We start from the raw sequence: 23,948 nt of genomic DNA, 5'->3' as shown, positions 1-23,948 counted from the left end.
GAACCATGTTGCGTAGGCAGCAACTGGACGGCTCGACTGGTTATCAAACCGGAGGTGCGGCGATGGCGGGACCCCGAGTGGTCATCATCGGAGCGGGGGTCGTCGGCGCGGCACTCGCGGACGAGATCTCCGCGCGCGGCTGGACCGACGTGACCGTGGTCGACCAGGGCCCGCTCCCCGCCACCGGAGGCTCGTCGTCCCACGCCCCGGGCCTGGTCTTCCAGACGAACGCCTCCAAGACGATGACCGAGCTGGCCCGCTACACCGTCGAGAAGTTCTGTTCGCTCGACGTCGACGGCGAGCCCTGCTTCCTTCAGGTCGGCGGGCTGGAGGTGGCGACCACCCCGGAGCGCCTGGCGGAACTGCACCGCCGCCACGGCTGGATCACCGCCTGGGGCATCGAGTCCCGCATCCTGACCCCCGACGAGTGCGTCGAGCGGCACCCGCTGGTCGACCGCGACAGGGTGCTCGGCGGCCTCCTCGTCCCGACCGACGGCCTCGCGAAAGCGGTCCTCGCCGTCGAGGCGCAGATCCGCCGGGCCACCGAGCGCGGCGTGCGCTTCCTCGCCCGTCACGAAGTCCTCGATGTCCAGCAGGCCGAGGGCGAGGTGACCGGCGTCCTGACCGACCAGGGCGAGATCCCGGCCGACATCGTGGTGTGCTGCGCCGGGATCTGGGGCCCGAGGATCGCCCGCATGGCCGGCATGAACCTCCCGCTCACCCCGCTCGCCCACCAACTCGCCTGGACCGGCCCCGTCCCCGCCCTCGCCGGCCAGACCGAGGAGGCGGTCCGCCCGATCCTGCGGCACCAGGACGCCGACCTCTACTACCGCGACCGCTTCGACGGCATCGGCATCGGCTACTACGGCCACCGCCCGATGCCGGTCTCGGCCGACGACATCCTGTCCGTGGACGAGGCCGACGAGATGCCGTCGGTCCTGAAGTTCACCGAGGACGACTTCGAGCCCGCCTGGACCGAGACGCAGTCCCTGCTCCCCGCGACCAGGGAAGCCAAGGTGGAGGAGGGCATCAACGGCCTGTTCTCCTTCACCACCGACGGCAACCCGCTGCTCGGCCAGTCCCCGGACGTCAAGGGCTTCTGGGTGGCCGAGGCCGTGTGGGTCACCCACTCCGCCGGCGTGGGCCGTGCGATGGCCGAGTGGCTGGTCGACGGCTACTGCTCGTCCTTCGACCTGCACGAGTGCGACGTCAACCGCTTCGAGCCGCACCAGCTCTCCCCGGAGTACGTCCTGGCCCGTGACTGCCAGAACTTCGTCGAGGTCTACGACATCCTGCACCCCCTCCAGCCGTCCGGGGACCCGCGCCCGATCCGCACGAGCCCCTTCCACGCCCGCCAGCAGGAGCTGGGCGCCTTCTTCCTGGAGGCGAACGGCTGGGAGCGCCCGCAGTGGTACGAGGCCAACGCCCCACTCGTCGCGGGCCGCTCCGTCCCGACCCCCAACGACTGGGCCGCGCGGTACTGGTCGCCCATCGTCGGGGCCGAGGCGCAGACGACCCGCGAGACCGTCGCCATGTACGACATGACGGCCCTCAAGCGCCTCGAGGTCAGCGGTCCGGGTGCCGGGGCCTTCCTGGAGCGGCTGTGCACCGGCAAGGTCGCCAAGTCCGTCGGCTCGGTGACGTACACCCTGCTCCTCGACCACGACGGCGGCATCCGCAGCGACGTCACCGTCGCCCGCCTGGCACGCGACGTGTTCCAGGTCGGCGCCAACGGCAATCTGGATCTCGACTGGTTCACCCGCCACCTGCCGGCCGACGGCACGGTCCAGGTCCGCGACATCACTCCCGGCACCTGCTGCATCGGCCTGTGGGGGCCGCGCGCCCGCGACGTCCTCCAGCCGCTCACCGACGCCGACTTCTCTGCGACCGGCCTGAAGTACTTCCGCGCCAAGCGCGCCCACATCGGCTCCGTGCCCGTCACCGCGATGCGTTTGTCGTACGTCGGCGAGCTCGGCTGGGAGCTGTACACCACCGCGGATCTCGGCTTGAAGCTGTGGGACACGCTGTGGCGGGCGGCGCAGCCGCTGGGCGGCGTCGCGGCCGGTCGGGGTGCGTTCAACAGCCTTCGTCTGGAGAAGGGTTACCGCTCCTTCGGTACCGACATGACCTACGAGCACGACCCCTACGAGGCCGGCGTCGGCTTCGCCGTCAAGCTCGACAAGGACGACTTCATCGGCAAGGCCGCGCTGGAGCGCCGCAAGGCCGACGTACGGCGGAAGCTGACCTGCCTCACGATCGACGACCCGCGGTCGGCCGTCCTGGGCAAGGAACCGGTCTACGACGCCGACCGCGCGGTCGGCTACGTCACCAGCGCCGCCTACGGATACACGATCGGCAAGGGCATCGCCTACGCCTGGCTCCCCACGGAGCTGGCCACCCCCGGCACGACCGTGCACATCGGCTACTTCGACCGGCGCGTCGAGGCGGTCGTCGCCGAGGAGCCCCTGTTCGACCCCGCCATGTCCCGCCTCCGTGGCTGACACCCAGCGCCGGCTCCACGGGAAAGGAGCACCGTCGGTGAACGCACGATTGCTCGACGGCAAGGCGACCGCCGCCGAGATCCGCCGCGAACTGGCCGAGCGCGTGGCCAAGTTGGCCGTCACCGCCGGCCGCACGCCGGGACTAGGTACCGTTCTGGTCGGTGCCGACCCCGGCAGCCGTGCCTACGTCGCCGGCAAGCACCGCGACTGTGCCCAGGTGGGTACCGCCTCCATCCGCCGGGACCTGCCCGCCGACGCCTCCCAGCAGCAGGTCGAGGAGACGATCGACGAGCTCAACGCCGACCCGGCCTGCACCGGCTACATCGTCCAGCTCCCGCTCCCGCGCCATCTGGACGCGAACGCCGTGCTGGAGCGTATGGACCCGGCCAAGGACGCCGACGGCCTGCACCCGGTCAGCCTCGGTCGCCTCGTCCTGGGCGTCGAAGCACCGCTGCCCTGCACTCCGCACGGCATCGTCGAACTGCTGCGCCGGTACGAGGTGCCGCTCGCGGGAGCACGGGTGTGCGTCATCGGCCGCGGCATCACGGTCGGACGTCCCATCGGCCTGCTGCTCACCCGCAGGTCCGTCAACGCCACCGTGACCCTGTGCCACACCGGCACCAAGGGCCTGGCCTGGCACGTGCGCGAGGCGGACATCGTCGTCGCGGCCGCCGGCTCGCCCGGGCTGGTCACCCCGGACATGCTCCGCCCCGGCGCGGCGGTCCTGGACGTCGGCATCACCCGCACCGATCAGGGGCTGGTCGGCGATGTCCACCCGGACGCCGCTCAGGTCGCCGGATGGCTCGCGCCGATGCCCGGGGGAGTGGGCCCCATGACGCGGGCGATGTTGCTGGCCAATGTCGTCGAGGCAGCCGAGAGGAACGCGAACACTCCATGAACATGCTGAGCATCCCCCTGGCCGGAGGCGTTCGATGAGCCCCCGCACCCCCGGCGCCGAACTTCCGGAGCACCCCGACTGGTTGTGGCGCAACCCGGAGCCGAAGCGGTCCTACGACGTCGTCATAGTGGGCGGCGGCGGCCACGGTCTGGCCACCGCCCACTACCTGGCGAAGAACCACGGCATCACGAACGTCGCGGTCCTGGAGAAGGGCTGGCTCGCGGGCGGCAACATGGCCCGCAACACCACGATCATCCGCTCCAACTACCTGTGGGACGAGAGCGCCGGCATCTACGAGCACGCGCTCAAGCTGTGGGAGGGGCTGGCGGAGGAGCTCGACTACCCGATCCTCTTCTCCCAGCGTGGTGTGCTGAACCTCGCGCACAGCCTCCAGGACGTCCGTGACAGCGTGCGCCGCGTGGAGGCGAACCGCCTCAACGGCGTGGACGCCGAGTGGCTCGACGCGGACGGTGTCAAGGAAGTCTGCCCGATCGTCAACACCTCCGCGGACGTGCGCTACCCGGTCCTGGGCGCCACCTACCAGCCGCGCGCCGGCATCGCCAAGCACGACCACGTCGCCTGGGGCCTGGCCCGCTCGGCGGACGCCGCGGGCATCGACATCATCCAGAACTGCGAGGTCACCGGCCTGGACGTGGTCGGCAACCGGGTGGTCGGAGTCCAGACCAGCCGGGGCCCGATCGCGGCGGGCAAGGTGGGGCTGTGCTCGGCGGGCCACACCTCGGTCCTCGCCGCGATGGCGGGCATCGAACTGCCGCTCCAGAGCCACCCGTTGCAGGCGCTGGTGTCGGAGCTGCTGGAGCCGGTGCACCCGACGGTCGTGATGTCCAACGCGGTTCACGTGTACGTCAGCCAGGCGCACAAGGGCGAGCTGGTGATGGGGGCGGGCATCGACGCCTACAACTCGTACACCCAGCGGGGCGCCTTCCATATCATCGAGGAGCAGATGTCGGCGGCCCTGGAGCTGTTCCCGGTCTTCGCCCGCGCCCATGTGCTGCGCACCTGGGGCGGCATCGTCGACGTCAGCCCCGACGCCTCGCCGATCGTCGGCCTCGCCCCGGTGGACAACCTCTACCTCAACTGCGGCTGGGGCACGGGTGGTTTCAAGGCCACCCCGGGCGTGGGCTGGGTCTACGCCCACACCATCGCCCACGACACCCCGCACCCGCTCAACGCCCCCTTCTCGCTCGACCGTTTCACCACCGGCGCGCTCGTCGACGAGCACGGCGCGGCCGCGGTGGCCCACTAGGATCACCGGACTCTTTGGGAGCCGAACCATGCTGCTCATCCCATGCCCGTGGTGCGGGCCCCGCGACGAGGCCGAGTTCCACTACGGCGGCCAGGCCCATGTGCCTTACCCCGAGGACTCGTCGGCGCTCAGCGACGAGGAGTGGGCCCGGTACCTGTTCTTCCGCGACAACCCGAGGGGCCCGTTCGCCGAGCGGTGGAGCCACGGGGCGGGCTGCCGACGGTGGTTCAACGCGGTGCGGGACACATCGACGAACGAGATTCTGGCGGTTTATCGGGCGGGGGAGGAGCGTCCTGCAATCTCCGAGTCACGTTCGGTCGGCCCGGCCCGTCCGGCGTTTGAGGACGAGGCCGTCCAGGCCGAAGGAGGGTCTGGGAGCACAGCCCCCAGCGGGGTCGAAGGGGCGGAGCCCCTTCAGGATGGGACGGGTAGGGGCGGCGGGGGCGAGAACCAGCCCTTCCGCCACCCCACCCGCGGCCGAATCCACCGCGACACCCCGATCACCTTCACTTTCGACGGCACCGCACACCAGGGCTACAAGGGCGACACCCTCGCCTCCGCCCTCCTCGCCAACGGTGTCGTCCACACCGGCACCAGCATCAAGCTCGGCCGCCCACGCGGCATCTTCTCGGCCGGCGTGGAGGAACCCAACGCCGTCATCCAGATCGAGGCCCCGTTCCCCGAGCCCATGCTCCCGGCCACCACGGTCGAGCTCTACGACGGCCTGGTGGCGACCAGCCTCCCCGGCCAGGGCCGCCTCGCCACCGAACCGGACCCGGCCCGCTACGACGCCGTACACGCGCACTGCGACCTGCTGATCGTCGGCGCCGGCCCGGCCGGCCTCGCCGCAGCGGCCGCGGCAGCGAGAAGCGGCGCCCGTGTCATCGTCGCCGACGACCAGCCCGAACTCGGCGGCAGCCTCCTCGGCACGGCCGAACTCCCAGGCTGGGCCGAGGAGACCGCAGCCCGGCTCGACGCCGCGCCCGACGTACGCGTTCTCCGCCGCACCACCGTCTTCGGGTACTACGACGACAACCACCTTCTCGCCGTCGAACGCCGCACCCACCACCTCGGCGCCGAGGCCCCCGAGAACGTCTCCCGCGAACGCGTCTGGCGCATCCGCGCCCGTCGCGTCGTCCTCGCCACCGGCGCCCACGAACGCTCCCTGGCCTTCGCGGACAACGACCGCCCCGGAGTGATGCTGGCGGCCTCCGCCCGCACCTACGTCAACCGCTACGGCGTCCTGCCCGGCCGCCACGCGGTCGTCCTCACCACCAACGACAGCGCCTACCCGACGGCGCTGGACCTCGCCGCGGCAGGCGTGTCCGTCCAGGCCGTCGTCGACACGCGCCCGGAGCCGGGGGAATGGGCCGAGCGTGCGCGCGCGGCCGGCATCGAGGTGCTGACCGGTCATGCCGTCACCGGCACGGAGGGCGACGCGCGGATCACGGCCGTGACCGTCGCCCCTTACGGGGAGTCCGCCGGGCAGCGGGAGTTCGCCGCCGACCTGCTGCTGGTATCCGGCGGCTGGAATCCCGTCGCGCACCTGTTCAGCCAGGCCGGCGGCAAGCTGCGCCACGACGAGGAACTCGGCACCTTCGTCCCCGACACCTGCCGCCAGGCCGTCGAGGTGGCGGGCAGCGCGAGCGGTGTCTTCGACCTGGCCGGCGTCCTCGCCCAGGGCGCGGCCGCCGGTGCCCGTGCGATCGAGGCCGAGGGCTACACCCCCGAGACGCCCGGCCTGCCGAAGGCGGCCGCACAGACGTACACGCCCGCCCTGCACGTCTTCACCGTCCCCGGCAGCGAAGCGGGCCCCCGTTTCGTCGACCTCCAACGCGACGTCACGGTCGACGACCTGGCTCGCGCGACCGGGGCCGGCATGCGCTCGGTCGAACACACCAAGCGCTACACCACGGCCGGTACCGCCAATGACCAGGGCAAGACCTCAGGCGTCCTGGCCAGTGGCGTCGTCGCCGAACTGCTCGGCGTGGACATCTCGGCGCTCGGCACGACCACGTTCCGTCCCCCCTACACCCCGGTCTCCTTCGCCGCCCTCGCCGGCCGTGACCGCGGCGTGCTGAGCGACCCGGTCCGCACGACCGCCCTGCACGAGTGGCATGTGGCACACGGTGCTCTCTTCGAGAACGTCGGCCAGTGGAAGCGCCCCTGGTACTACCCGCGCGACGGTGAGGACATGGAGGCCGCCGTGCTGCGCGAGTGCGCGGCCGCGCGTGAGGGCGTCGCCTTCATGGACGCCTCCACGCTCGGCAAGATCGACGTCCAGGGCCCGGACGCCGGCGTCTTCCTCGATCTGCTCTACACCAACATGATCAGCACCCTGAAGGTCGGCATGATCCGCTACGGCGTCATGTGCCGCCCCGACGGCATGGTCTTCGACGACGGCACCGTCATCCGCCTCGCCCCCGACCGCTACCTGGTCACCACCACGACCGGCAACGCGGCGGCCGTACTGGACTGGATGGAGGAGTGGCTCCAGACCGAGTGGCCCGAGCTGAAGGTCCACTGCACGTCCGTGACCGAACAGTGGGCCACCGTCGCCCTGGTCGGCCCGAAGTCCCGCGAGGTCCTCGGCTCGCTCGCGCCCCGACTCGCCGTCGCCAACGACGACTTCCCGTTCATGGCCTGGCGCGAGACGGCCGTCGCGGGCATCGAGGCCAGAGTGTGCCGGATCAGCTTCTCCGGCGAACTGGCCTACGAGATCAACGTGTCACCGTGGCAGGCCCTCGCCCTGTGGCACGCGCTGTACCAGGCCGGTGCCCCGTACGGCATCACCCCGTACGGCACCGAGACCATGCACGTCCTGCGGGCCGAGAAGGGCTACCCGATCATCGGCCAGGACACCGACGGCACCGTCACCCCACACGATCTCGGTATGAACTGGGTGGTGTCGAAGAAGAAGCCGGACTTCATCGGCAAGCGGTCCTTCGCCCGCGCGGACACCGCCCGCGCCGACCGCAAGCACCTGGTCGGCCTGCTCCCCGAGGACCCGGGGACCTTCCTGCCGGAGGGCACTCAGCTCGTCGCCGACAGTGTGCTGCCGGCGCCGCCCGTCCCGATGCTCGGCCACGTCACCTCCAGTTACCGCAGCGCGGCCCTCGGCCGGACGTTCGCGCTCGCCATGATCAAGGGCGGCCGGGAACGCATCGGCGAGCGGCTGTACGCCCCCGTCGGCGACCGGCTGGTTCCGGTGACCGTCGCAAGCCCCGTCCTCTACGACCCCGAGGGAGCCCGTCGCGATGGCTGACACCGCCCTTGCCGCCCCGCCCCACAGCCCCCTGTCGCACGCCGCCGACCGCCTGGCCGCCGCCACCCGCGCCTCCCGGGGCGCGATCCGGCTGGCCGAACTCCCCTTCCTGACCCAGGTGAACGTGCGCCTGGACGCCAAGGGAGCGGCGGCGGACACCGTAGGACTGGCACTGGGCCTGCAACTGCCCCTCGAACCCGGCACCGTCGTGCGCGCGGGGGAGTCGACCGCGCTGTGGCTCGGTCCCGACGAGTGGCTGCTGGTCGGACCGCCGGGGCGCGAGAGGGACTGGGAGAGCCGGATCCGGGAGGCCGCCGGAGACGAGCCGGTCTCCGTCACCGACGTCTCCGCCCAGCGCACCACACTCCTCGTGACGGGTTCGCGCGCACGCGACCTGCTGGCCCACGGGTGCCCGCTGGACCTGCATCCACGGGCCTTCGAGGCCGGGCGCTGCGCCCAGACGACACTGGGCCGCACTCAGGTCGTCCTGGTCTCCCGGGACGAACCCAGGGCGGGCTTCTGGGTACTGGTCCGCTCGTCCTTCGCCGGCTACCTGGCGGACTGGCTGCTCGACGCGGCGACGGAATACCTCTGACGGACGTAACTGGCTGTGTGAGCCGCTCAGCGGCTCACACAGCCACGGCCCTGAGTCGCTCGGCCCGCGGCAGGGCCTCGTCGGCTCCGGTCTCCTTCATGGGGCGGCCATGTCCGGAGCGTCGTACCGACGCCCAACAGCCGCAGTCTTCAGACTGCCACGGTCACTCCTCCGCGCGGGGCGGGCGCCGCTACTTGGTCAGGCCGGCGTAGAGCGGGTGTTTGTCGGCCAGTGCCTTGACCCGGGCCTTGAGCGCTTCGGCGTCGTGGGACGGTTTCAGTGTCTCGGCGATGATGTCCGCGACCTCGGCGAAGTCCTCGGCCTCGAAGCCACGGGTCGCCAGGGCCGGCGTGCCGATCCGCAGGCCCGACGTCACCATCGGCGGACGCGGGTCGTTCGGGACGGCGTTGCGGTTGACCGTGATGCCGACCTCGTGGAGGCGGTCCTCCGCCTGCCGGCCGTCCAGCTCCGACTCGCGCAGGTCCACCAGGATCAGGTGCACGTCCGTGCCGCCGGACAGGACGTTCACACCGGCCTCGCGGGCGTCGGCGGCGGTCAGCCGCTCGGCGAGGATGCGCGCACCCTCGACCGTACGGCGCTGGCGCTCCCTGAACTCCTTGGAGGCCGCGACCTTGAAGGAGACCGCCTTGGCCGCGATCACATGCTCCAGCGGGCCGCCCTGGAAGCCGGGGAAGACGGAGGAGTTCAGCTTCTTCGCGAAGTCCTTGCTCCGGGCGAGGATGATGCCGCCGCGCGGACCGCCTAGCGTCTTGTGGGTGGTGGAGGTGACCACGTCCGCGTGCGGCACCGGGTTCGGGTGCAGCCCGGCCGCGACCAGACCCGCGAAGTGCGCCATGTCGACCCACAGGTACGCCCCGGCCTCGTCGGCGATCCGGCGGAACCGGGCGAAGTCCAGCTGCCGCGGGTAGGCCGACCAGCCGGCGATGATCACCTTCGGACGGTGCTCCTCTGCCAGCTTCTCCAGTTCGTCCATGTCGACCAGGCCGGTGGCGGTGTCCACGTGGTACGCGACCACGTTGAACTGCTTGCCGGAGAAGTTCAGCCGCATGCCGTGGGTCAGGTGGCCGCCGTGGGCCAGGGCCAGGCCGAGGACGGTGTCGCCGGGCTGGGCCAGGGCGAACAGCGCGGCCTGGTTGGCGGAGGCTCCGGAGTGGGGCTGGACGTTGGCGTACTCGGCGCCGAACAGCTCCTTGAGACGGTCGACGGCGATCCGCTCGACTACGTCGACGTGCTCGCAGCCGCCGTAGTAGCGCCGTCCCGGGTAGCCCTCGGCGTACTTGTTGGTCAGGACCGAGCCCTGGGCCTCCATCACCGCGACCGGCGCGAAGTTCTCGGAGGCGATCATCTCCAGGGTGGACTGCTGGCGCTCCAGCTCGGCGCCGAGCGCGGCGGCGACGACCGGGTCGAGCTCGTGCAGGGACGTGTTCAGGAAGGACATCTGCGGCTTCCTCATGTCGGGGCGCAGGGTGGCCGTACGCCTCGGGCGGAGCTGTCGGGCGGCGGCTGCGACAGCGGGGAGACGCGGGCGTGGCCTCAGCGGAAGACCACGGTGTGGTGGCCGTTGAGCAGGATGCGGCTCTCGCTGTGCCATTGCACGGCCCGTGCCAGCACACGCGCCTCGACGTCCCGGCCCGTGGTGACCAGCTGTTCGGGGTCGTGGGAGTGGTCCACGCGGACGACGTCCTGCTCGATGATGGGCCCCTCGTCCAGGTCGGGGGTGACGTAGTGGGCGGTGGCCCCGACCAGCTTGACCCCTCGCTGGTGGGCCTGGAGATAGGGCCGGGCCCCCTTGAAGCTGGGGAGGAAGGAGTGGTGGATGTTGATGGCCCGGCCCTCGAACTGCTTGCACAGGTCGTCCGACAGGATCTGCATGTAGCGGGCGAGGACCACAAGGTCGATCTCCAATCGCTCCACCAGCTCCAGCAGCCGGGTCTCCGCCTCCGCCTTCGTCTGCGGTGTGACGGGGATGTGGTGGAAGGGGATGCCGTGGCTCTGTGCGAGCGGCTCGAAGTCCCGGTGGTTGGAGACGATCGCCGGTATCTCGATGTTGAGGGCGCCGGTGCTCCTGCGGAACAGCAGGTCGTTCAGGCAGTGGCCGTACTTGGAGACCATGATCAGCGTGCGGGTGGGGGCGGCCGCGTCGAACAGCCGCCAATCGATCCGGTAGGTCTCGGCCAGCGAGGAGAACCCCGCGCGCAGGCGTTCCAGTGAGGTCTCCGGGTCGGAGACGTCGAAGTGCACACGCATGAAGAAGCGGTCCTGCAAGCGGTCGTCGAACTGCTGGCTCTCCAGGATGTTCCCGGAGTGCTCGACGAGGAAGCCGGTGACGGCGTGGACCAGTCCGGCCCGGTCGGGACAGGAGAGGGTGAGGACGAACTCGCGGCCGGGGCGGGGGCGAGGGGGCACAGCATCCTCCAGCGGTGCGTAATGAGCAACACGGCGAGCATTACGCAACATAGTCCAAGGGGGAGGGGGCCCGGTCAAGGGTGTGCCCTGACGGAAATCCTTCGGCAGGGCCCCTGGGGCATGTTGTGCATGGAGGAATTCACAGCGCGATAGGCAACGCAGGGCCCTCCTGTCGGCATGCGAAACGCGCCGTCCTCAAGGGCGTGACCGGGGTTGTTCCGCCGTTGCTTGAGCGCGGGGACGACGAAGACGTTCTCGGAGCGGCAGGCCCTCGGAGCTTGCCCCGGACGGGGTGGTCGCCGCCGGTGGTTCACCGGCGGCGGGTGGAACGTTCGTCAGGCGCGGAACGCGTCGGCATGGTCCCGTGCCCACTGAGCGAAGGTGCGCGCCCGCCTTCCGGTGACGGCCTCGGCCGTCGGCATGGGGCCCAGGGCCGAAAGGTCGAACGCCTCCGCCTCCGACGAAGGGTCCGATTCATTGCCGCCGTAATCCTCTAACCCGAGGAGGAAGTCGACGTTCTCCGCCGCGAAGCCGCCCTGCGCGAGATAGATCTCGCGGGCCTGCTGAAGCGTGACCACTTCCAACCGGACCTGCTCGCCCATCGCCTCGGCGACGATCTCCACTTGCCGCCGGTGGGTGAGGAGTTCGGGACCGTTGAGGGTGTACGCCTGCCCGGCATGGCCCTCCTCGGTCAGAGCGAGGACGGCCACGTCGGCGATGTCCCGCTCATGCACCGGGAACCAGCCGGCGTCCGGGGCCGGCTCACGCACCACGCGCTCGGCGCGGATGGACGGCCCCCACAGGGCCAGCTTGTTCATCGCGAACTCACCGGGGCGCACATGCGTCCACTCCAGCCCCGACGCCTCGACCGCCCGCTCCACCGGCAGGTGGAAGTCGGTGTCGTAACCGGCGGTGACCGCGCCGGAGGAGAGCACCACGATGCGCCGCACACCCGCCGACTTCGCCATACCGACCACCTCCTCGGCGGTCGTCGCCACCGGGAAGAGGAAAAGCGCGTCGACTCCTTCGAGGGCGTCCTTGAGCGTCTCCGGACGCGTGAGATCGCCCTCCTGGACCCGGACTCCCCCGGGGGCCGCCCCGGGCCTCGTCCTGCGGGTCAGGGCCCGCACGTCGTGTCCCCCCTCCACGAGTTGCCGGACGACATCGCGCCCGACGTTGCCGGTGGCCCCGGTCACCAGAATGGTCATGGATCGCCCTTCGTCTCGTCACGCCCGTGCTCGAGCTGTTGCAGTTCAGCACATGGGCCGCAGCGCCGAGGACCATCCGCGGGAAGCCGGACCGTGACGAGGAGACCGCCGTCGGGGCGGGGGACGAGGTCGAGGGTTCCGTCGTGGGCGCGGACGACGCTGTGCACGATGGCCAGGCCGAGGCCGACACCGGCGTGCTCGTCGGTGCGTGTGCGTTCCGTTCCGCGCTGGAAGGGTTCGGTGAGGGTCGGTACCAGTTCGGGTGGGAGCGGACGGCCCGTGTTCTCGACCCGCAGCACGCTCGTGTCGCCGTGTGCCTCGGTGCGGACCGTCACGGTGCCGTCGGCGGGCACGTTGTGGACGATGGCGTTCTGGACGAGGTTCGTCACCATCCGCAGCAGGAGCTCCGCGGACCCGCTGGTCCGGGCCGCTCCGCCGGTGACGTCGAGCGTGATCCGGCGCTGTTCGGCGAGAGGAAGCAGAGTCTCGGCGGCTTCTTCGGCAAGGAGGGAGAGGTCGACGCTCTCGCGGGTGAAGTTTCCGCGGTCGCTGCGGCTGAGCAGCAGAAGGGCTTCGGTGAGGCCGATCGCTCGCGTGTTGACGGCCTGGAGGCGCTCGATGAGTTCACCCCGGTCCCGCGTGGGGTCCTTGCGGGCGACGTCGAGCAGCGTGCGCGAGATGGCCAGCGGGGTGCGCAGTTCGTGGGAGGCGTTCGCGGCGAATCTCTGCTGCTCGGCGACGTGGGACTCGAGTTGTTCGAGCATCGAGTCGAACGCGTCGGAGAGTTCACGGAATTCGTCCTGGCGGCCCTTCATGCGGATCCGGTGGGACAGCGACCCGTCCCCGGCCATCCGTGCCGCATCCCTGATCTGTGTGAGCGGTGCGAGCATCCGGCCGGCGAGGATCCATCCCCCGACCAGGCCGAACACGAGCAGGCACGCCATCGCCACGGCAGCGGCGGGGGCGAAGGTGCGCACCAGGAGGTAACGGTTGGGCGAGACCCCGAGCAGGCCCTGGCTGTTGTCGGGCACGTAGCGCAGCAGGAACCCCCACACCACGGCCAGCAGGAGAGCGCCGGCGACGGCGAGGAACCCGGCGTAGCTCAGGGTGAGTTTCAGTCGGGCGCTGAGCCCTGGGCGTCTATGCATCGCCGCTGTCGGGGTGGGGGGTGTCCTTGCCGGGGGCGATGGTGTCCGCAGCGGTGTCGATCCGGTAGCCGACGCCGGGCACCGTGGCGATGATCCATGGTTCCCCGAGCCGCTTGCGCAGTGCGGAGACGGTGATGCGCACGGCGTTGGTCAGGGGGTCGGCGTTCTCGTCCCAGGCCCGTTCCAGCAGCTCTTCGGCGCTGACGACCCCGCCCTCGGCGGCGACGAGGACTTCCAGCACGGCGAACTGTTTGCGGGTGAGCGCGACGTAGCGTCCGTCGCGGAAGACCTCCCGGCGGAAGGGGTCGAGCCGCAGGCCCGCGATCTCCCTCACCGGAGGCCGGGCGTGAGCGCGCCTGCGGTCGAGCGCCCTCAGCCGCAGGACGAGTTCCCGCAGCTCGAACGGTTTGGTGAGGTAGTCGTCGGCGCCGAGCTCGAACCCGGAAGCCTTGTCGTCGATCCGGTCGGCAGCGGTGAGCATGAGGATCGGGATGCCGCTGCCGGAGGCGACGATGCGCCGGGCGACCTCGTCGCCGGAGGGGCCGGGGATGTCGCGGTCGAGGACCGCGAGGTCGTAGGAGTGGACGCTGAGCAGTTCCAGGGCGGAGTCGCCGTCACCGGCGATGTCGGCGGCGATCGCCTCCAGCCGCAGACCGTCACGGACGGCTTCGGCCAGGTAGGGCTCGTCCTCCACGATCAGTACACGCATGCCCGAAGCCTAAGGAGCACGGCATATCGCCGACGTATGCGAAGACTTGCCGACCACGTGACTCAGCCTGCCGGTGCCGGCGCGGGGCGAGGCTGGTCCGAGGGTGCTTGGGCCGCAGCGCGCCACCAGCGGCGCGACGCCAGCGCGGCCAGCACGGCGCCGGCGGCGTTGACCAGCACGTCGTCCACGGAGGACACCCGGTCGAGCCGCAGGACGTACTGCGCGGTCTCGACCAGGACCGAGCAACCCGCCCCGAGCGCCAGGACCCGCGGCACGGACGCCAGCGCCGCGAACCGCATCGGCGCGAAGAACCCCAGCGCCGCGAAGATCAGCAGGTTGCCGCCGATCCCGATCGGCCCCATCGTGAGCAGGTCCCGCAGCGGTACCAGGCTCACCCGCGCGGGGACGGTGCCGGCCCCGCCGCCCGGCATCATGGTCAGCCACACGAACGGCACCGTCCCGTGGGCCATGCCCACCTCGGCCACCGACATCCGCCACGCCCATGTGACGCCGGCGGCACGCCGACGGCGGGCCAGGGCCCACACCACCAGCGCGGCCAGCGGCACCGTGACCAACGTCATGAGCACCACACCGTTGAACGTGTCGAAACAGCCGTGCCACCGCCCGGCCATGCACGTCGGAGCGGCCATCATGAGCGGCCGCCGCACGGTGGACACGGCGCTGGCCATGCCGAGGACCGCCAGGACGACAAGCACGATCCCGCGCGTGCGGCGGGGCGGTGCTGACAGTGATGCGCTGTCGTTCATGCCCCCATTGGAGACGGACGGCCGTTGCGACGGCGTATGCGATTCTCGATACGCCCGCGATACAAGGGGTCCCCGGTATCGAGGAATCTTCGGAGCGAGCAGCGCGGCACGTCACCCGAGACCCGCGGACGGCTCCCGGACACTCTCCCGGGCCCGAGGGAGCCGGGCGGCCAGAGCAGTGGCGCTTCGCGCCATGGGCGTGGTCATGATCCCGGCGACGGTGGTGCGGCCGGCGATGTAGGCGTCGAGACGGCGCCACGCCGGGGGCAGGCGGGTCAAAGCGGTGTGCACGAGGCCCGGGTTGCGGGCGAAGAGGTTCATCAGCGTGCCGCTGACGCGCATTTCGACGCCGAGGACGTCATCGACCTGCCGTCCGTACCGGTCGGCGGTGGCGGTCGCCTCCGTCTCGTCGGCGGAGGCGACGAGACGGGCGGCGGCACGACCCGCGAGGTCTCCCGAGCGCAGCGCGTAGGAGATGCCTTCCCGGGACCAGTGGTCGACGAGAGCGGCGGCGTCACCGGCGACGAGCACGCGCCCGCGGGCCAGCGGGGAGTCAGGGCGGCGGCACCGGGTCAGGTGGCCGGTGTCGTGGAGCGGACGTGGGCCGAGAAGTCCGTGACGGGTGAGGAAGTCCTCCTTGTAGGCGCGGAGGGCTGCGGGGTTGCCACGGGCGGCCACCACTCCGGCGGTGCAGACGTCCCCTTTGGGGAAGACCCAGCCGAAGGAGCCCGGCAGAGGCCCCCACTCCATCAGGACACGGCCGCGCCATCGACCGGCCGTGCGTTCGTCGACCGGCACTTCGACCTCCAGGGCGAGGTCGACCTGTGCGCACCGAACGCCCACGTACCGGGCGACTCTGCCGGCGCTGCCGTCGGCGCCGACGACGGCCCGGGCACGAAGCGTGTCACCGCGGTTGGTCTTCACCGTGACGGTGTCGCCCTGCTGCTCCAGGGCGGTCAGCGCGGTGCTGTCCCGCACCTCCGCTCCCGCCGCCGCGGCGGCTTCGGTCAGCGCCGCGTCGAGTTCGCTGCGGTAGACCATGGCGATGGTCGGAGAGCCGGAGACGAGCGTGCGTTCCCTGCGGCCGTTGAGTGAGAAGGTGAACTGCCGGGCGGTGTCGTAGACCTTCAGGGGCAGGCCGGGAGGCAGGGCGGCGAGGGATGCTCCGATGAGGCCGCCGCCGCAGGTCTTGTAGCGGGGAATGGCGGCGCGCTCCAGCAGCAGCGTCTCACAGCCCTCCTCGGCGGCGACGCGGGCGGCGGTGGCCCCGGCCGGGCCGGCGCCGACGGTTGAGCATGAACCCCACACGGCCGGGACCGATGCTGTCGAAGCCGGTGTACATCGCGTAGGCGTTGACCTCTTCGAGAGGCCGCTGCACACGCAGCATGTAGTCCTTCTGGTAGACCAAGAAGAACATGCCCGTCGGAGTGCCCGACAGCCGCCGGGCCGGAATGCCGGCGTGCTCGATGGCCTCCCAGACCACTTCTGACAGCAACCGGTGCTCCGGATCCACCCAGGGTGCTTCCTGCGCGTTGATACCGAAGAACTCCGGCTCGTAGGCGTACACGTCGTCGTCCAGGAAGCAGCCGGGCCGCGACCTGGGCGGGAAGACCGGCCAGCTCCGCCTGCTCCCACCGCTCACCGGGCACCTCCCGCACCGTCTCCCGACGCGCCATCAGCAACCGCCAGAGCGAGTTGAGGGAGCGGACCTCCCCGGGGAACCGGCAGGCGGCTCCTACGACCGCGACCGGTTCGTCCTGACCCGCTCCGGGCTCCTCAACGCGCCAGGATGTGCATGCATGGGGTGCCGTCCTTCACCACGAGGAACTTGGAGGCGGCCACTTCGGGCGCGCTCTCCGCCACGCCTTCGGATCGAGGTTGCGCGGCACTGGCCATTTCGGCACAAGGACCGGCCGGTACCAAGGACGAGCGGGCCACGGGCGGTAGCACGTCGGGGATCGCGAATGCCTCTGTGCACCGGGTTCAGCCGCTCGGACGGGTTCTTAGAGGATCATCGGCGTCGGGTACCGCGAAAGTGGCACGGCAAAGGGTCGTCTCGGTGTGCTCCACGGTGTGCGCGCCGAGCAGCAAGGGGCCGGGCCCCCAAGAAGGGGACCCGGCTGGCCGACCGCGCCCTGGGCCCGGTCCCGGTCGTAGGTGAACTCCTGCCGCCCCTGCGGATCTTTCGCGGGTGTGCTCGCGTGCGGGCGGGCGTCAGCCGGCCAGCCGGTTGAGCTTGCGAATCTGCTTGTCGAAGGCCCAGGCGGGTACGACGCGGCGCAGCGTGCTCGCGCGTCCGGCCACGGGGCCGGCGGTGTAGCGCAGCTTCGGCCTCGCGTCGGTCGCAGCCGCGACGATCACCTTGGCGACGACGGCGGGGGCGTCGCCATCCTTGATCGCCTCCGCCATCAGGCGGTCGAAGGTGAGCCGTTGCTTCGCGTAGACCTGAAGGGGCGTGTCGGGCCGCGCGCTGTTGGCCTCGAATCCGGTCCTGGTGTAGGCGGGTTCGACGAGAAGCGCCCGGACGCCGTGCTCACGGATCTCGTGGTCCAGGGACTCGGTGTAGCCCTCGATCGCATGCTTGGAGGCGGCGTAGACGGCCATGTAGGGCGAGGGGATGAGCCCGACCACGGACGAGATGTTGATGACGCGCCCGCGTCCCTGCGCGCGCATGTGCGGCAGGACCTCCTTCACCATGCGCATGACCCCGAAGACGTTGGTGTCGAAGATGCCCTGGGCCTGGGCGACGGAGGTCTCCTCGGCCGCACCCATCGAGCCGACGCCGGCGTTGTTGACCAGGACGTCGATCCGCCCGAATCGCTCGATCACCTGGTCGACCGCGGTGGTGACCGAGGCGTCACTGGCCACGTCGAGGTCGAGGAACGACACACCGTCCAGCGGGGCGACGCGTGAGGTGTCGCGGCTCGTGCCGACCACGTCGAAACCCGCTGCGACCAGCGCGAGCGCGGTTTCCTTCCCGATGCCGGATGACGCACCCGTCACGAGTGCCGCCGGCCGATTTGTCGTCATCATGGATTCCTGGGCTCGTGGGGAAACTGATCGGTTTCTCCACCGTAAACCGATCGGTTTCCATGTGCAAGTGGCAGGCGCCCATCCGATCCCATCCCGTCCGATCTGCGTCAGCGCACGTACCGTTCATGCGGTGGTGTCGCTCGACAGGTGCGGGGTGTGGCCTACGGGCCGGGCGGAGTCGGCGACCACGGCGATGCCCGTGCACGAGACGGCCGTGCGACGGCGCTCCCCGTCTTGCGGCCGCCCGTCCTCGCTGGGTGTGGCGGCATGGCCGGCGGGCATCAGTGGAGTGTGAGCCCGTGGAAGCGTCGTGTCGGTCTGGCCGTCTGGGTGGTGGCGGCCGTGGTCGTCGTGCTGGTCGCCGCCCTCTGGGGCATCAAGCGGCTCTGAACCCGTCGGCGGAGGTCGAGCGCGGACACGGGTGCGGGCCCCGCATGCGGTCCGTCGCCCGCGAGGCCGGGAGATCCGTGAGCAAGGCTGTCCTGACGTCGGCCATGCTCAGCGCCAGGTGCAGGACTGTCTGGAAGTCCGCTCGGCCCTCCGGCCGGAGGTGAGCCGGGTGGCCGCTTACGCTCCGGTCGGTTGTCGAGGTGGCCGCCCGGCCTGTCCCCGGGCGGCAGGTCCCGTCGCGCTGCTTTCGTGCGTGTCAGACGTTGACGCCGAAGTCGGTGGCGATGCCGGCCAGTCCGGAGGCGTAGCCCTGGCCGACGGCTCGGAACTTCCACTCGGTGCCGTGCCGGTAGAGCTCGCCGAAGACCATCGCGGTCTCGGTGGAGGCGTCCTCGGACAGGTCGTAGCGGGCGATCTCCTGATTGTTCGCCTGGTTGACGACACGGATGAAGGCGTTGCGGACCTGCCCGAAGCTCTGCCCGCGGTTCTCGGCGTCGTGAATGGAGACCGGGAACACGATCTTTTCGATCTCTGAGGGCACGGCGGCGAGGTTCACCTTGACCGATTCGTCGTCGCCCTCGCCCTCACCGGTGAGGTTGTCGCCGGTGTGCTCGACCGAACCGTCCGGGCTCTTCAGGTTGTTGTAGAAGACGAAGTGCTGGTCCGAGGGGACCTTGCCGGAGGCCTCGAGGAGCAGGGCGGAGGCGTCGAGGTCGTAGTCGGTGCCGGTGGTCGTGCGCACGTCCCAGCCCAGGCCGACCAGGACGGCGGTGAGGCCCGGCGCCTCCTTGCTGAGCGAGACGTTGCCACCCTTGGACAGGGAAACTCCCACGAGGTACTCCTTCTCTGCGTATGCGGTCGAGGCGCGATGGCGGGCCCCGGATAAAGAATCTACATCACTGTAGAGGAGATGGGAGTGTCTGGCGGCTGACCGCGTTCTCTGCGCTGTCGCCCCGAAGTCGCCTTCCGTTCCTGTGGGTTGCGAACTCACGAGCGGGAAGCGGGTGGCCACATGATGAGCACAACTCGGTGGTGCCTGGAGTGGAAGTGAGGAAGGCTCGCTCGCATGGTTTCGGTACTGCAGAACGTTGCGATCGACTGTGCGGACGCCTACGAGCTGGCCCGGTTCTGGAGCAGGGTGACCGGCCGTCCGCAGCATCCGGATGACAAACCGGGTGACCGGGAAACCCAGGTGCTGCTGGCGGAGGGCCCGGTGCTGTACTTCAACCAGGTGCCCGAGTCCAAGAAGACCAAGAACCGGATCCACCTGTGTCTGCGCCCCGAGTCCTCGCGTGAGCAGGAGGTGGAACGGCTGTTGGGCCTCGGTGCCACCTTCGTCGCGGATCACCGCAATCCCGATGGCTCTGGCTGGGCGGTCCTTGCCGACCCCGAAGGCAACGAGTTCTGCGTCCTTCGCAGCGAGTCGGACCGAGCGGCCTCCTCCTAGATGCTCCCGGGGCGGTCCCCCGATCCGAAGAACCAGCGGGCCAACCGCCGGCACCGGGGCGGCAAAGGTTGCCGACCCGCCGGTTCCGAGTCAGACGCCGGTCTGTCCGTCGACGAGTTCGCGCACGACATCGAGGTGACCGTTGTGGCGGGAAATCTCTTCGATGAGGTGGAGGATCACCCAGCGCAGGTCCACGTGGCGGCCGTCACCGATAGGACGCTTGGCCGTTGAGTTCAGGTCGCGGTCGGCCACCAAACGGCGATAACGGGCGCTCTGTTCCTCGTACTCGGCGAGAAGCCGGGGCAACGGGATGTCGACCGCCGTCCGCATCTCGGGGTCGGGGTCGTCGTCGGTCGCCGCCGCGAGCGGCCCCTCGGGCTCCTCGCCGAGGAACATCACCTGGACCCAGTAATGCTCGACCCATCGCAGGTGGCTGATCAGCCCGCAGATCGTCATCAACGGTGAATTCGGGAGCGGCGCCTTGCGGGCATCTGCCTCGGACACGCCCTCACACTTGGCTCGCGCCGTGTCCCGGGCGTAATCCAGAAAGGTGGCCAGCTGCGTACGCTCGTCCCACGCGGGGGGTGTATCGGTTCGTTGTGTCATCGGGGGTGAGGTTCCCACAACTCGGGGGCGGTGTCGCGTGATTAAGAAGCTGCGGGATCCGCCGGGCACCAACTAACCCGCGGCTATGACGGCCTGGATGAGGCCCGGGAATCTACGGTCCAGGTCCTCCTTGCGCAGGCGCATGTACAGCCCATTCCCGGCGTCGCGCTGGTAGACCAAGCCTGCTTCCCGCAGTACTCGCCAGTGACGGGTGCGGCTTGACTTGCTCACCGGCAGGTCGAAGGAAGCGCACAGCCGCTCTTCGTCCGGCCGTTCGGCGAGTTCGGCCACGACCCGACGCCGGTTTCCATCAGCCAGTGCCAGAAGGATGGGCCCCACCTCCAGCTCCTCGGCACGAGGGTGGGCCAACTCGCCTGCCGCCATCACTCCGCCTCTCGACAAGGTACGCGTGAGTGCGTACCTTACCCAGAGGTACGCGACTGGGCGTACCTTACCGCTGTTGGGGGAGTCATGTCCGCGTCTGCATCGCCACGCCGCCGAGTTCTGTCCCGCGTCCGCTTGGCACTGCGCAAGCTTCTGCTCAGCGAGCACTCTCCCTTCATGACCCTCTGACCCGGGTGCATCCGGCCACCCGCGGGACCGGGACCATGCGCGGCGGCGTCGGGCAGGTCGTGTGTGCCGGTCACGGGATCGCCTCCTTGACCTGCTGGCAGCGGGCGCAGTAGCGGGCCTGCGGCACGATCATCAGCCGTTGCCGGGCGACGGGGCGCCGGCACAGGTGGCAGATGCCGTAAGAGCCCTCGTTCATGCGACTCAGGGCCGCCTCGACATCGGCGAGAACCATGCGGGCGGAGGCGGCGAGCTTGATGCGGACCTCCATCTGCGCGGCGGTCTGGCGCTGGAGCCGGTCCTCGGCACGGGAGGTGGTGGGTCCGGCGAGCTGGCGCAGTTGCTCTTGGCGGAACAAGCGCTGCTCGTGCAGGTTCTCGCGCAGCGCGGCGAGGTCTTCGTCCGACAGGTGGGTCGTGCTCTCGCCGATGATCTGGTCGGTCACCGCTTCACCCCTTTTCGAGGCAGGGCGTAGGAGGTATCGGTACGGGCGTCGGTCAGGCTGCGCGGCGCTGGCAGGCGACGCAGTAGCGGGTGTAGGGGAGGATCTCCAGGCGTTCAGGGGGGACGGGTTTGGTGCAGCCCAGACAGGTTCCGTAGGTGCCGTCCTCGATGCGGGCGAATGCCGCCTCGATCTCCTTGAGCACCCGCTCCATCGCGGTCTTCTGGACGGCCGACAGGTGGTCGTCCGTGCTGGGCCCGCACTCGTCGAGGGCCTGCAACTGAGCCAGCCGTGAGGTGCGGGCGTGATCCAGGCGCTGACGGGCCTCGTGAAGACGGACCTCGTGAAGGTGGGGCTCGGCCCGGGTGACATCGAGCGACATGGTGGGTCCCTTTCTCGGGCAGGGTGATCAGGTGTCTTCCACCCTGGCCGGGCAGGTGGCGGATACCTATCGGGCGCGGGGCCCATTTACGCCGGGGCGGGGGATCCATGAGGTCGTGCCGTGGGTGGTGCTCGACCGGGGAAATGGGGGCCAGGCCCCATCGACGGGGCATCCGGGACGGGGCAGGCTGGCCGCAGGCTCAGTCGGGTACCCCGGGATGAGCGCGGTGGGCTGCGCGTGGCCCGATGATGGAGGTGAAACCGAGGTTTCCCGGAAGAGAGGCGCAGGGCCGGTGTCCTTGTTCTGGCGGATCTTCGCCCTCAACGCCGTGGTGCTGGGCACGGCCACGGCCCTGTTGCTGTGGGCGCCCGTGACCGTCTCCGTGCCGGTTCTGCTCACCGAGGCGATCATCCTCATCGCGGGTCTGGTCGTCATGCTGGTCGCCAACGCCGCGCTGCTGCGGCTCGGCCTGGCCCCGCTGGGCCGGCTCACTAAGCTGATGACCACCGTGGACCTGCTGCGTCCCGGCCAGCGCCTGCCCGCTTCCGGCGGCGGCGAGATCACCGAGGTGATCCGTACGTTCAACGCCATGCTGGAGCGGCTGGAACACGAGAGGGCGACCAGCAGTGCCCGCGCCCTGCTGGCCCAGGAGGCCGAACGGCGCCGCATCGCGCAGGAGCTCCACGACGAGGTCGGCCAGAGCATGACCGCGATCCTGCTGGAACTCAAGCGCGCCTCGGACGAGGCACCGCCGGCGCTGCGCGAGCAGTTGCACGAGGTGCAGGAGATCACCCGGGAGAGCCTGGACGAGGTTCGTCGCCTGGCGCGCAGGCTACGGCCCGGAGTACTGGACGACCTGGGTCTGGTCAGCGCGCTGACCTCGCTCACCGAGGACTTCGCCACCCACACCGGGTTGCAGGTCACCCGCCGTTTCGATGCCGACCTGCCGGTCCTGGAGCCGGAGACGGAACTGGTCCTCTACCGCGTCGCCCAGGAGTCGATGACCAACGTCGCGCGGCACGCGGACGCCACACAGGTCACCGTCGCCCTGCGGCACACCGACGACCAGGTGGTGCTGGCCGTCACCGACGACGGCTGCGGCGTCGAGGCCCCGAGAGAAGGCGCCGGCATCCGTGGCATGCGCGAGCGGGCCCTGCTCATCGGCGGCAGCCTCGACATCACACCGGCACCCGACACCGGCACCCGGGTCCAGCTCACCGCGCCCGTATCCAGGAAGCAGCCCTGACCATGCCAGACGCGACCACGACCGCCACGACGGGGACGAGCACGATCCGCATCCTGCTCGCCGACGACCATGCGCTGGTGCGCCGCGGGGTGCGGCTCATCCTCGACCGGGAACCGGACCTGGAAGTGGTCGCCGAGGCCGGGGACGGCGCCGAGGCCATCGAGATGGCCCGCGCCCACGACGTCGACCTGGCCGTGCTGGACATCGCCATGCCGCGACTGACCGGCCTGCAGGCCGCCCGCGAACTGGCCGCCCTCAAGCCGGGATTGCGGATCATGATGCTCACGATGCACGACAACGAGCAGTACTTCTTCCAGGCCCTGAAGGCCGGCGCGAACGGGTACGTGCTGAAGTCCGTCGCCGACCGGGACCTGATCGCCGCCTGCCGGGCCGCGATGCGGGACGAGCCCTTCCTGTATCCGGGCGCGGTCACCGCCCTGATCCGCAACTACCTGGACCGGGCCCGCCACGGCGAGGAGACGCCCGACCAGATCCTCACCCCCCGCGAGGAGGAGGTCCTCAAGCTGGTGGCCGAGGGGCACTCGTCCAAGGAGATCGCCGACCTGCTGTTCATCAGCGTCAAGACCGTTCAGCGGCACCGCGCCAACCTGCTTCAGAAACTCGGCCTGCGTGACCGCCTGGAACTGACCCGGTACGCCATCCGCGCCGGCCTGATCGAAGCCTGAGCCGCCGGCCCGCCCGAGCACCACGATGAGATGAGAAGGGGGACGGTGCATGCACCGCACTGCACGCACCGTCGCCTGTACCGGCAGCGCCCGGCCCCGCGTCGCGGTACTGACGGCTGTCCTGCTGGTGCTGGCCGCGCTCGGCATCGCCGGTCCGCCGCCCGGCGCGACGGGCGGTGCGACGGGCTGGCCGGTGGCCGGCGTGGTGGCGGGGGCCGCCCGGCACGGGGACACCGGGCCGCGCGCGGATGACGGGTGCGACGCCGTCTGTGTCAGCGGGCCGCGCGCGGATGACGGGTGCGACGCCGTCTGTGTCAGCGGGCCGCGCGCGGATGACGGGTGCGACGCCGTCTGTGTCAGC

Annotated in this window: 22 protein-coding genes and 2 pseudogenes; 9 read left to right on the top strand and 15 right to left on the bottom strand. The window is 70.4% G+C overall.

From position 1 onward, the window contains the following. Window positions 1–62: 62 nt before the first annotated feature. Genes QC385_RS42415 through QC385_RS42395 form a run of 5 tightly spaced genes read left to right on the top strand, consistent with a single transcriptional unit; the run spans window position 63 to window position 8,526 of the window. Window positions 63–2,501, top strand: coding sequence for a GcvT family protein (locus QC385_RS42415; protein WP_279546752.1), 2,439 nt, complete (start codon window positions 63–65; stop codon window positions 2,499–2,501). Between the two features lie 37 nt (window positions 2,502–2,538). Further along, a complete protein-coding gene (locus tag QC385_RS42410; protein ID WP_279546751.1) occupies window positions 2,539–3,399 on the top strand; it encodes a bifunctional methylenetetrahydrofolate dehydrogenase/methenyltetrahydrofolate cyclohydrolase in 861 nt (286 codons plus the stop codon). A gap of 34 nt (window positions 3,400–3,433) precedes the next feature. After that, window positions 3,434–4,666 (top strand): sarcosine oxidase subunit beta family protein, encoded by a 1,233-nt coding sequence (locus QC385_RS42405; protein ID WP_279546750.1) that lies wholly within the window; start codon window positions 3,434–3,436, stop codon window positions 4,664–4,666. 28 nt (window positions 4,667–4,694) lie between these two features. After that, the gene (locus QC385_RS42400; protein ID WP_279546749.1) at window positions 4,695–7,931 is read left to right on the top strand and encodes a sarcosine oxidase subunit alpha family protein; all 3,237 of its coding nucleotides are present in this window, start codon (window positions 4,695–4,697) and stop codon (window positions 7,929–7,931) included. After that, complete coding sequence (locus QC385_RS42395) at window positions 7,924–8,526, top strand: sarcosine oxidase subunit gamma (protein WP_279546748.1); 603 nt, start codon at window positions 7,924–7,926, stop codon at window positions 8,524–8,526. The genes QC385_RS42400 and QC385_RS42395 overlap by 8 nt, the downstream gene beginning before the upstream one ends. Before the next feature lie 190 nt (window positions 8,527–8,716). Here QC385_RS42395 and glyA read toward each other — a convergent pair whose 3' ends face one another. From glyA to QC385_RS42340, 11 genes and pseudogenes are all read right to left on the bottom strand, one after another. After that, window positions 8,717–9,985 (bottom strand): serine hydroxymethyltransferase, encoded by a 1,269-nt coding sequence (gene glyA, locus QC385_RS42390; RefSeq protein WP_279546747.1) that lies wholly within the window; start codon window positions 9,983–9,985, stop codon window positions 8,717–8,719. Window positions 9,986–10,080: 95 nt separating this feature from the next. Continuing rightward, window positions 10,081–10,953, bottom strand: a complete 873-nt coding sequence (purU, locus tag QC385_RS42385; protein ID WP_279546746.1) for a formyltetrahydrofolate deformylase — start codon at window positions 10,951–10,953, stop codon at window positions 10,081–10,083. A 335-nt stretch (window positions 10,954–11,288) separates the two neighbouring features. Then, complete coding sequence (locus tag QC385_RS42380; protein WP_279546745.1) at window positions 11,289–12,161, bottom strand: NAD(P)H-binding protein; 873 nt, start codon at window positions 12,159–12,161, stop codon at window positions 11,289–11,291. Continuing rightward, the gene (locus QC385_RS42375) at window positions 12,158–13,309 is read right to left on the bottom strand and encodes a sensor histidine kinase (RefSeq protein WP_279546744.1); all 1,152 of its coding nucleotides are present in this window, start codon (window positions 13,307–13,309) and stop codon (window positions 12,158–12,160) included. Before QC385_RS42375 ends, QC385_RS42380 begins: the two co-directional genes overlap by 4 nt. After that, window positions 13,302–14,018, bottom strand: coding sequence for a response regulator transcription factor (locus QC385_RS42370; RefSeq protein WP_279546743.1), 717 nt, complete (start codon window positions 14,016–14,018; stop codon window positions 13,302–13,304). Before QC385_RS42370 ends, QC385_RS42375 begins: the two co-directional genes overlap by 8 nt. Window positions 14,019–14,080: 62 nt before the next feature. After that, a complete protein-coding gene (locus QC385_RS42365) occupies window positions 14,081–14,785 on the bottom strand; it encodes a VanZ family protein (protein WP_279546742.1) in 705 nt (234 codons plus the stop codon). A 111-nt stretch (window positions 14,786–14,896) separates the two neighbouring features. Beyond that, window positions 14,897–16,093, bottom strand: coding sequence for a geranylgeranyl reductase family protein (locus QC385_RS42360; RefSeq protein WP_279546741.1), 1,197 nt, complete (start codon window positions 16,091–16,093; stop codon window positions 14,897–14,899). Then, window positions 16,014–16,479 (bottom strand): annotated as a pseudogene (locus QC385_RS42355) (beta-ketoacyl synthase N-terminal-like domain-containing protein); the annotation flags it as partial. The gene QC385_RS42360 and the pseudogene QC385_RS42355, both read right to left, overlap by 80 nt. A gap of 520 nt (window positions 16,480–16,999) precedes the next feature. Beyond that, window positions 17,000–17,815: an oxidoreductase gene (locus QC385_RS42350; protein WP_279546739.1), complete on the bottom strand. Its 816-nt coding sequence runs from the start codon at window positions 17,813–17,815 to the stop codon at window positions 17,000–17,002. 126 nt (window positions 17,816–17,941) lie between these two features. Beyond that, a complete protein-coding gene (locus QC385_RS42345; protein ID WP_279546738.1) occupies window positions 17,942–18,100 on the bottom strand; it encodes a hypothetical protein in 159 nt (52 codons plus the stop codon). A gap of 364 nt (window positions 18,101–18,464) precedes the next feature. Further along, complete coding sequence (locus QC385_RS42340) at window positions 18,465–19,040, bottom strand: TerD family protein (RefSeq protein ID WP_279546737.1); 576 nt, start codon at window positions 19,038–19,040, stop codon at window positions 18,465–18,467. A gap of 234 nt (window positions 19,041–19,274) precedes the next feature. Here QC385_RS42340 and QC385_RS42335 point away from each other — a divergent pair, with 234 nt between their 5' ends. After that, window positions 19,275–19,655 (top strand): VOC family protein, encoded by a 381-nt coding sequence (locus QC385_RS42335; RefSeq protein ID WP_279546736.1) that lies wholly within the window; start codon window positions 19,275–19,277, stop codon window positions 19,653–19,655. 90 nt (window positions 19,656–19,745) lie between these two features. Here QC385_RS42335 and QC385_RS42330 read toward each other — a convergent pair whose 3' ends face one another. The 4 genes from QC385_RS42330 to QC385_RS42315 all read right to left on the bottom strand — a co-directional run bounded on the left by QC385_RS42330 (window position 19,746) and on the right by QC385_RS42315 (window position 21,655). Beyond that, on the bottom strand, window positions 19,746–20,261 hold the full coding sequence (locus QC385_RS42330; RefSeq protein WP_279546735.1) for a DinB family protein: 516 nt from the start codon (window positions 20,259–20,261) through the stop codon (window positions 19,746–19,748). 72 nt (window positions 20,262–20,333) lie between these two features. Continuing rightward, window positions 20,334–20,645: an ArsR/SmtB family transcription factor gene (locus QC385_RS42325; protein WP_279546770.1), complete on the bottom strand. Its 312-nt coding sequence runs from the start codon at window positions 20,643–20,645 to the stop codon at window positions 20,334–20,336. Between the two features lie 259 nt (window positions 20,646–20,904). Beyond that, window positions 20,905–21,276, bottom strand: coding sequence for a TraR/DksA family transcriptional regulator (locus tag QC385_RS42320; RefSeq protein WP_279546734.1), 372 nt, complete (start codon window positions 21,274–21,276; stop codon window positions 20,905–20,907). 52 nt (window positions 21,277–21,328) lie between these two features. Beyond that, the gene (locus QC385_RS42315; RefSeq protein WP_279546733.1) at window positions 21,329–21,655 is read right to left on the bottom strand and encodes a TraR/DksA C4-type zinc finger protein; all 327 of its coding nucleotides are present in this window, start codon (window positions 21,653–21,655) and stop codon (window positions 21,329–21,331) included. A 292-nt stretch (window positions 21,656–21,947) separates the two neighbouring features. Between QC385_RS42315 and QC385_RS42310 the strand changes: the two genes are divergently transcribed. The 3 genes and pseudogenes from QC385_RS42310 to QC385_RS42300 form a co-directional block, all read left to right on the top strand. Beyond that, the gene (locus tag QC385_RS42310; protein ID WP_279546732.1) at window positions 21,948–22,901 is read left to right on the top strand and encodes a HAMP domain-containing sensor histidine kinase; all 954 of its coding nucleotides are present in this window, start codon (window positions 21,948–21,950) and stop codon (window positions 22,899–22,901) included. A gap of 2 nt (window positions 22,902–22,903) precedes the next feature. Beyond that, complete coding sequence (locus QC385_RS42305) at window positions 22,904–23,587, top strand: response regulator transcription factor (protein WP_279546731.1); 684 nt, start codon at window positions 22,904–22,906, stop codon at window positions 23,585–23,587. Window positions 23,588–23,636: 49 nt separating this feature from the next. Then, a pseudogene (locus QC385_RS42300) lies at window positions 23,637–23,948 on the top strand (hypothetical protein); the annotation flags it as partial.

It is taken from the genome of Streptomyces sp. DH10, assembly GCF_029813805.1.
Lineage (GTDB): Bacteria > Actinomycetota > Actinomycetes > Streptomycetales > Streptomycetaceae > Streptomyces > Streptomyces coeruleofuscus.
The sequence above is the reverse complement of the archived record's forward strand: the minus strand, read 5'-3'. Positions and strand labels throughout refer to the sequence as shown.

Excerpts from the sequence above, each read along its gene's own strand:
- QC385_RS42415 (WP_279546752.1), top strand. The coding sequence starts at position 63 with ATGGCGGGACCCCGAGTGGTCATCATCGGAGCGGGGGTCGTCGGCGCG.
- QC385_RS42405 (WP_279546750.1), top strand. The coding sequence starts at position 3,434 with ATGAGCCCCCGCACCCCCGGCGCCGAACTTCCGGAGCACCCCGACTGG.
- QC385_RS42400 (WP_279546749.1), top strand. The coding sequence starts at position 4,695 with ATGCTGCTCATCCCATGCCCGTGGTGCGGGCCCCGCGACGAGGCCGAG.
- QC385_RS42395 (WP_279546748.1), top strand. The coding sequence starts at position 7,924 with ATGGCTGACACCGCCCTTGCCGCCCCGCCCCACAGCCCCCTGTCGCAC.
- glyA (WP_279546747.1), bottom strand. The coding sequence starts at position 9,985 with ATGTCCTTCCTGAACACGTCCCTGCACGAGCTCGACCCGGTCGTCGCC.
- QC385_RS42380 (WP_279546745.1), bottom strand. The coding sequence starts at position 12,161 with ATGACCATTCTGGTGACCGGGGCCACCGGCAACGTCGGGCGCGATGTC.
- QC385_RS42375 (WP_279546744.1), bottom strand. The coding sequence starts at position 13,309 with ATGCATAGACGCCCAGGGCTCAGCGCCCGACTGAAACTCACCCTGAGC.
- QC385_RS42370 (WP_279546743.1), bottom strand. The coding sequence starts at position 14,018 with ATGCGTGTACTGATCGTGGAGGACGAGCCCTACCTGGCCGAAGCCGTC.
- QC385_RS42365 (WP_279546742.1), bottom strand. The coding sequence starts at position 14,785 with ATGAACGACAGCGCATCACTGTCAGCACCGCCCCGCCGCACGCGCGGG.
- QC385_RS42350 (WP_279546739.1), bottom strand. The coding sequence starts at position 17,815 with ATGACGACAAATCGGCCGGCGGCACTCGTGACGGGTGCGTCATCCGGC.
- QC385_RS42345 (WP_279546738.1), bottom strand. The coding sequence starts at position 18,100 with ATGCCCGCCGGCCATGCCGCCACACCCAGCGAGGACGGGCGGCCGCAA.
- QC385_RS42335 (WP_279546736.1), top strand. The coding sequence starts at position 19,275 with ATGGTTTCGGTACTGCAGAACGTTGCGATCGACTGTGCGGACGCCTAC.
- QC385_RS42330 (WP_279546735.1), bottom strand. The coding sequence starts at position 20,261 with ATGACACAACGAACCGATACACCCCCCGCGTGGGACGAGCGTACGCAG.
- QC385_RS42325 (WP_279546770.1), bottom strand. The coding sequence starts at position 20,645 with ATGGCGGCAGGCGAGTTGGCCCACCCTCGTGCCGAGGAGCTGGAGGTG.
- QC385_RS42315 (WP_279546733.1), bottom strand. The coding sequence starts at position 21,655 with ATGTCGCTCGATGTCACCCGGGCCGAGCCCCACCTTCACGAGGTCCGT.
- QC385_RS42305 (WP_279546731.1), top strand. The coding sequence starts at position 22,904 with ATGCCAGACGCGACCACGACCGCCACGACGGGGACGAGCACGATCCGC.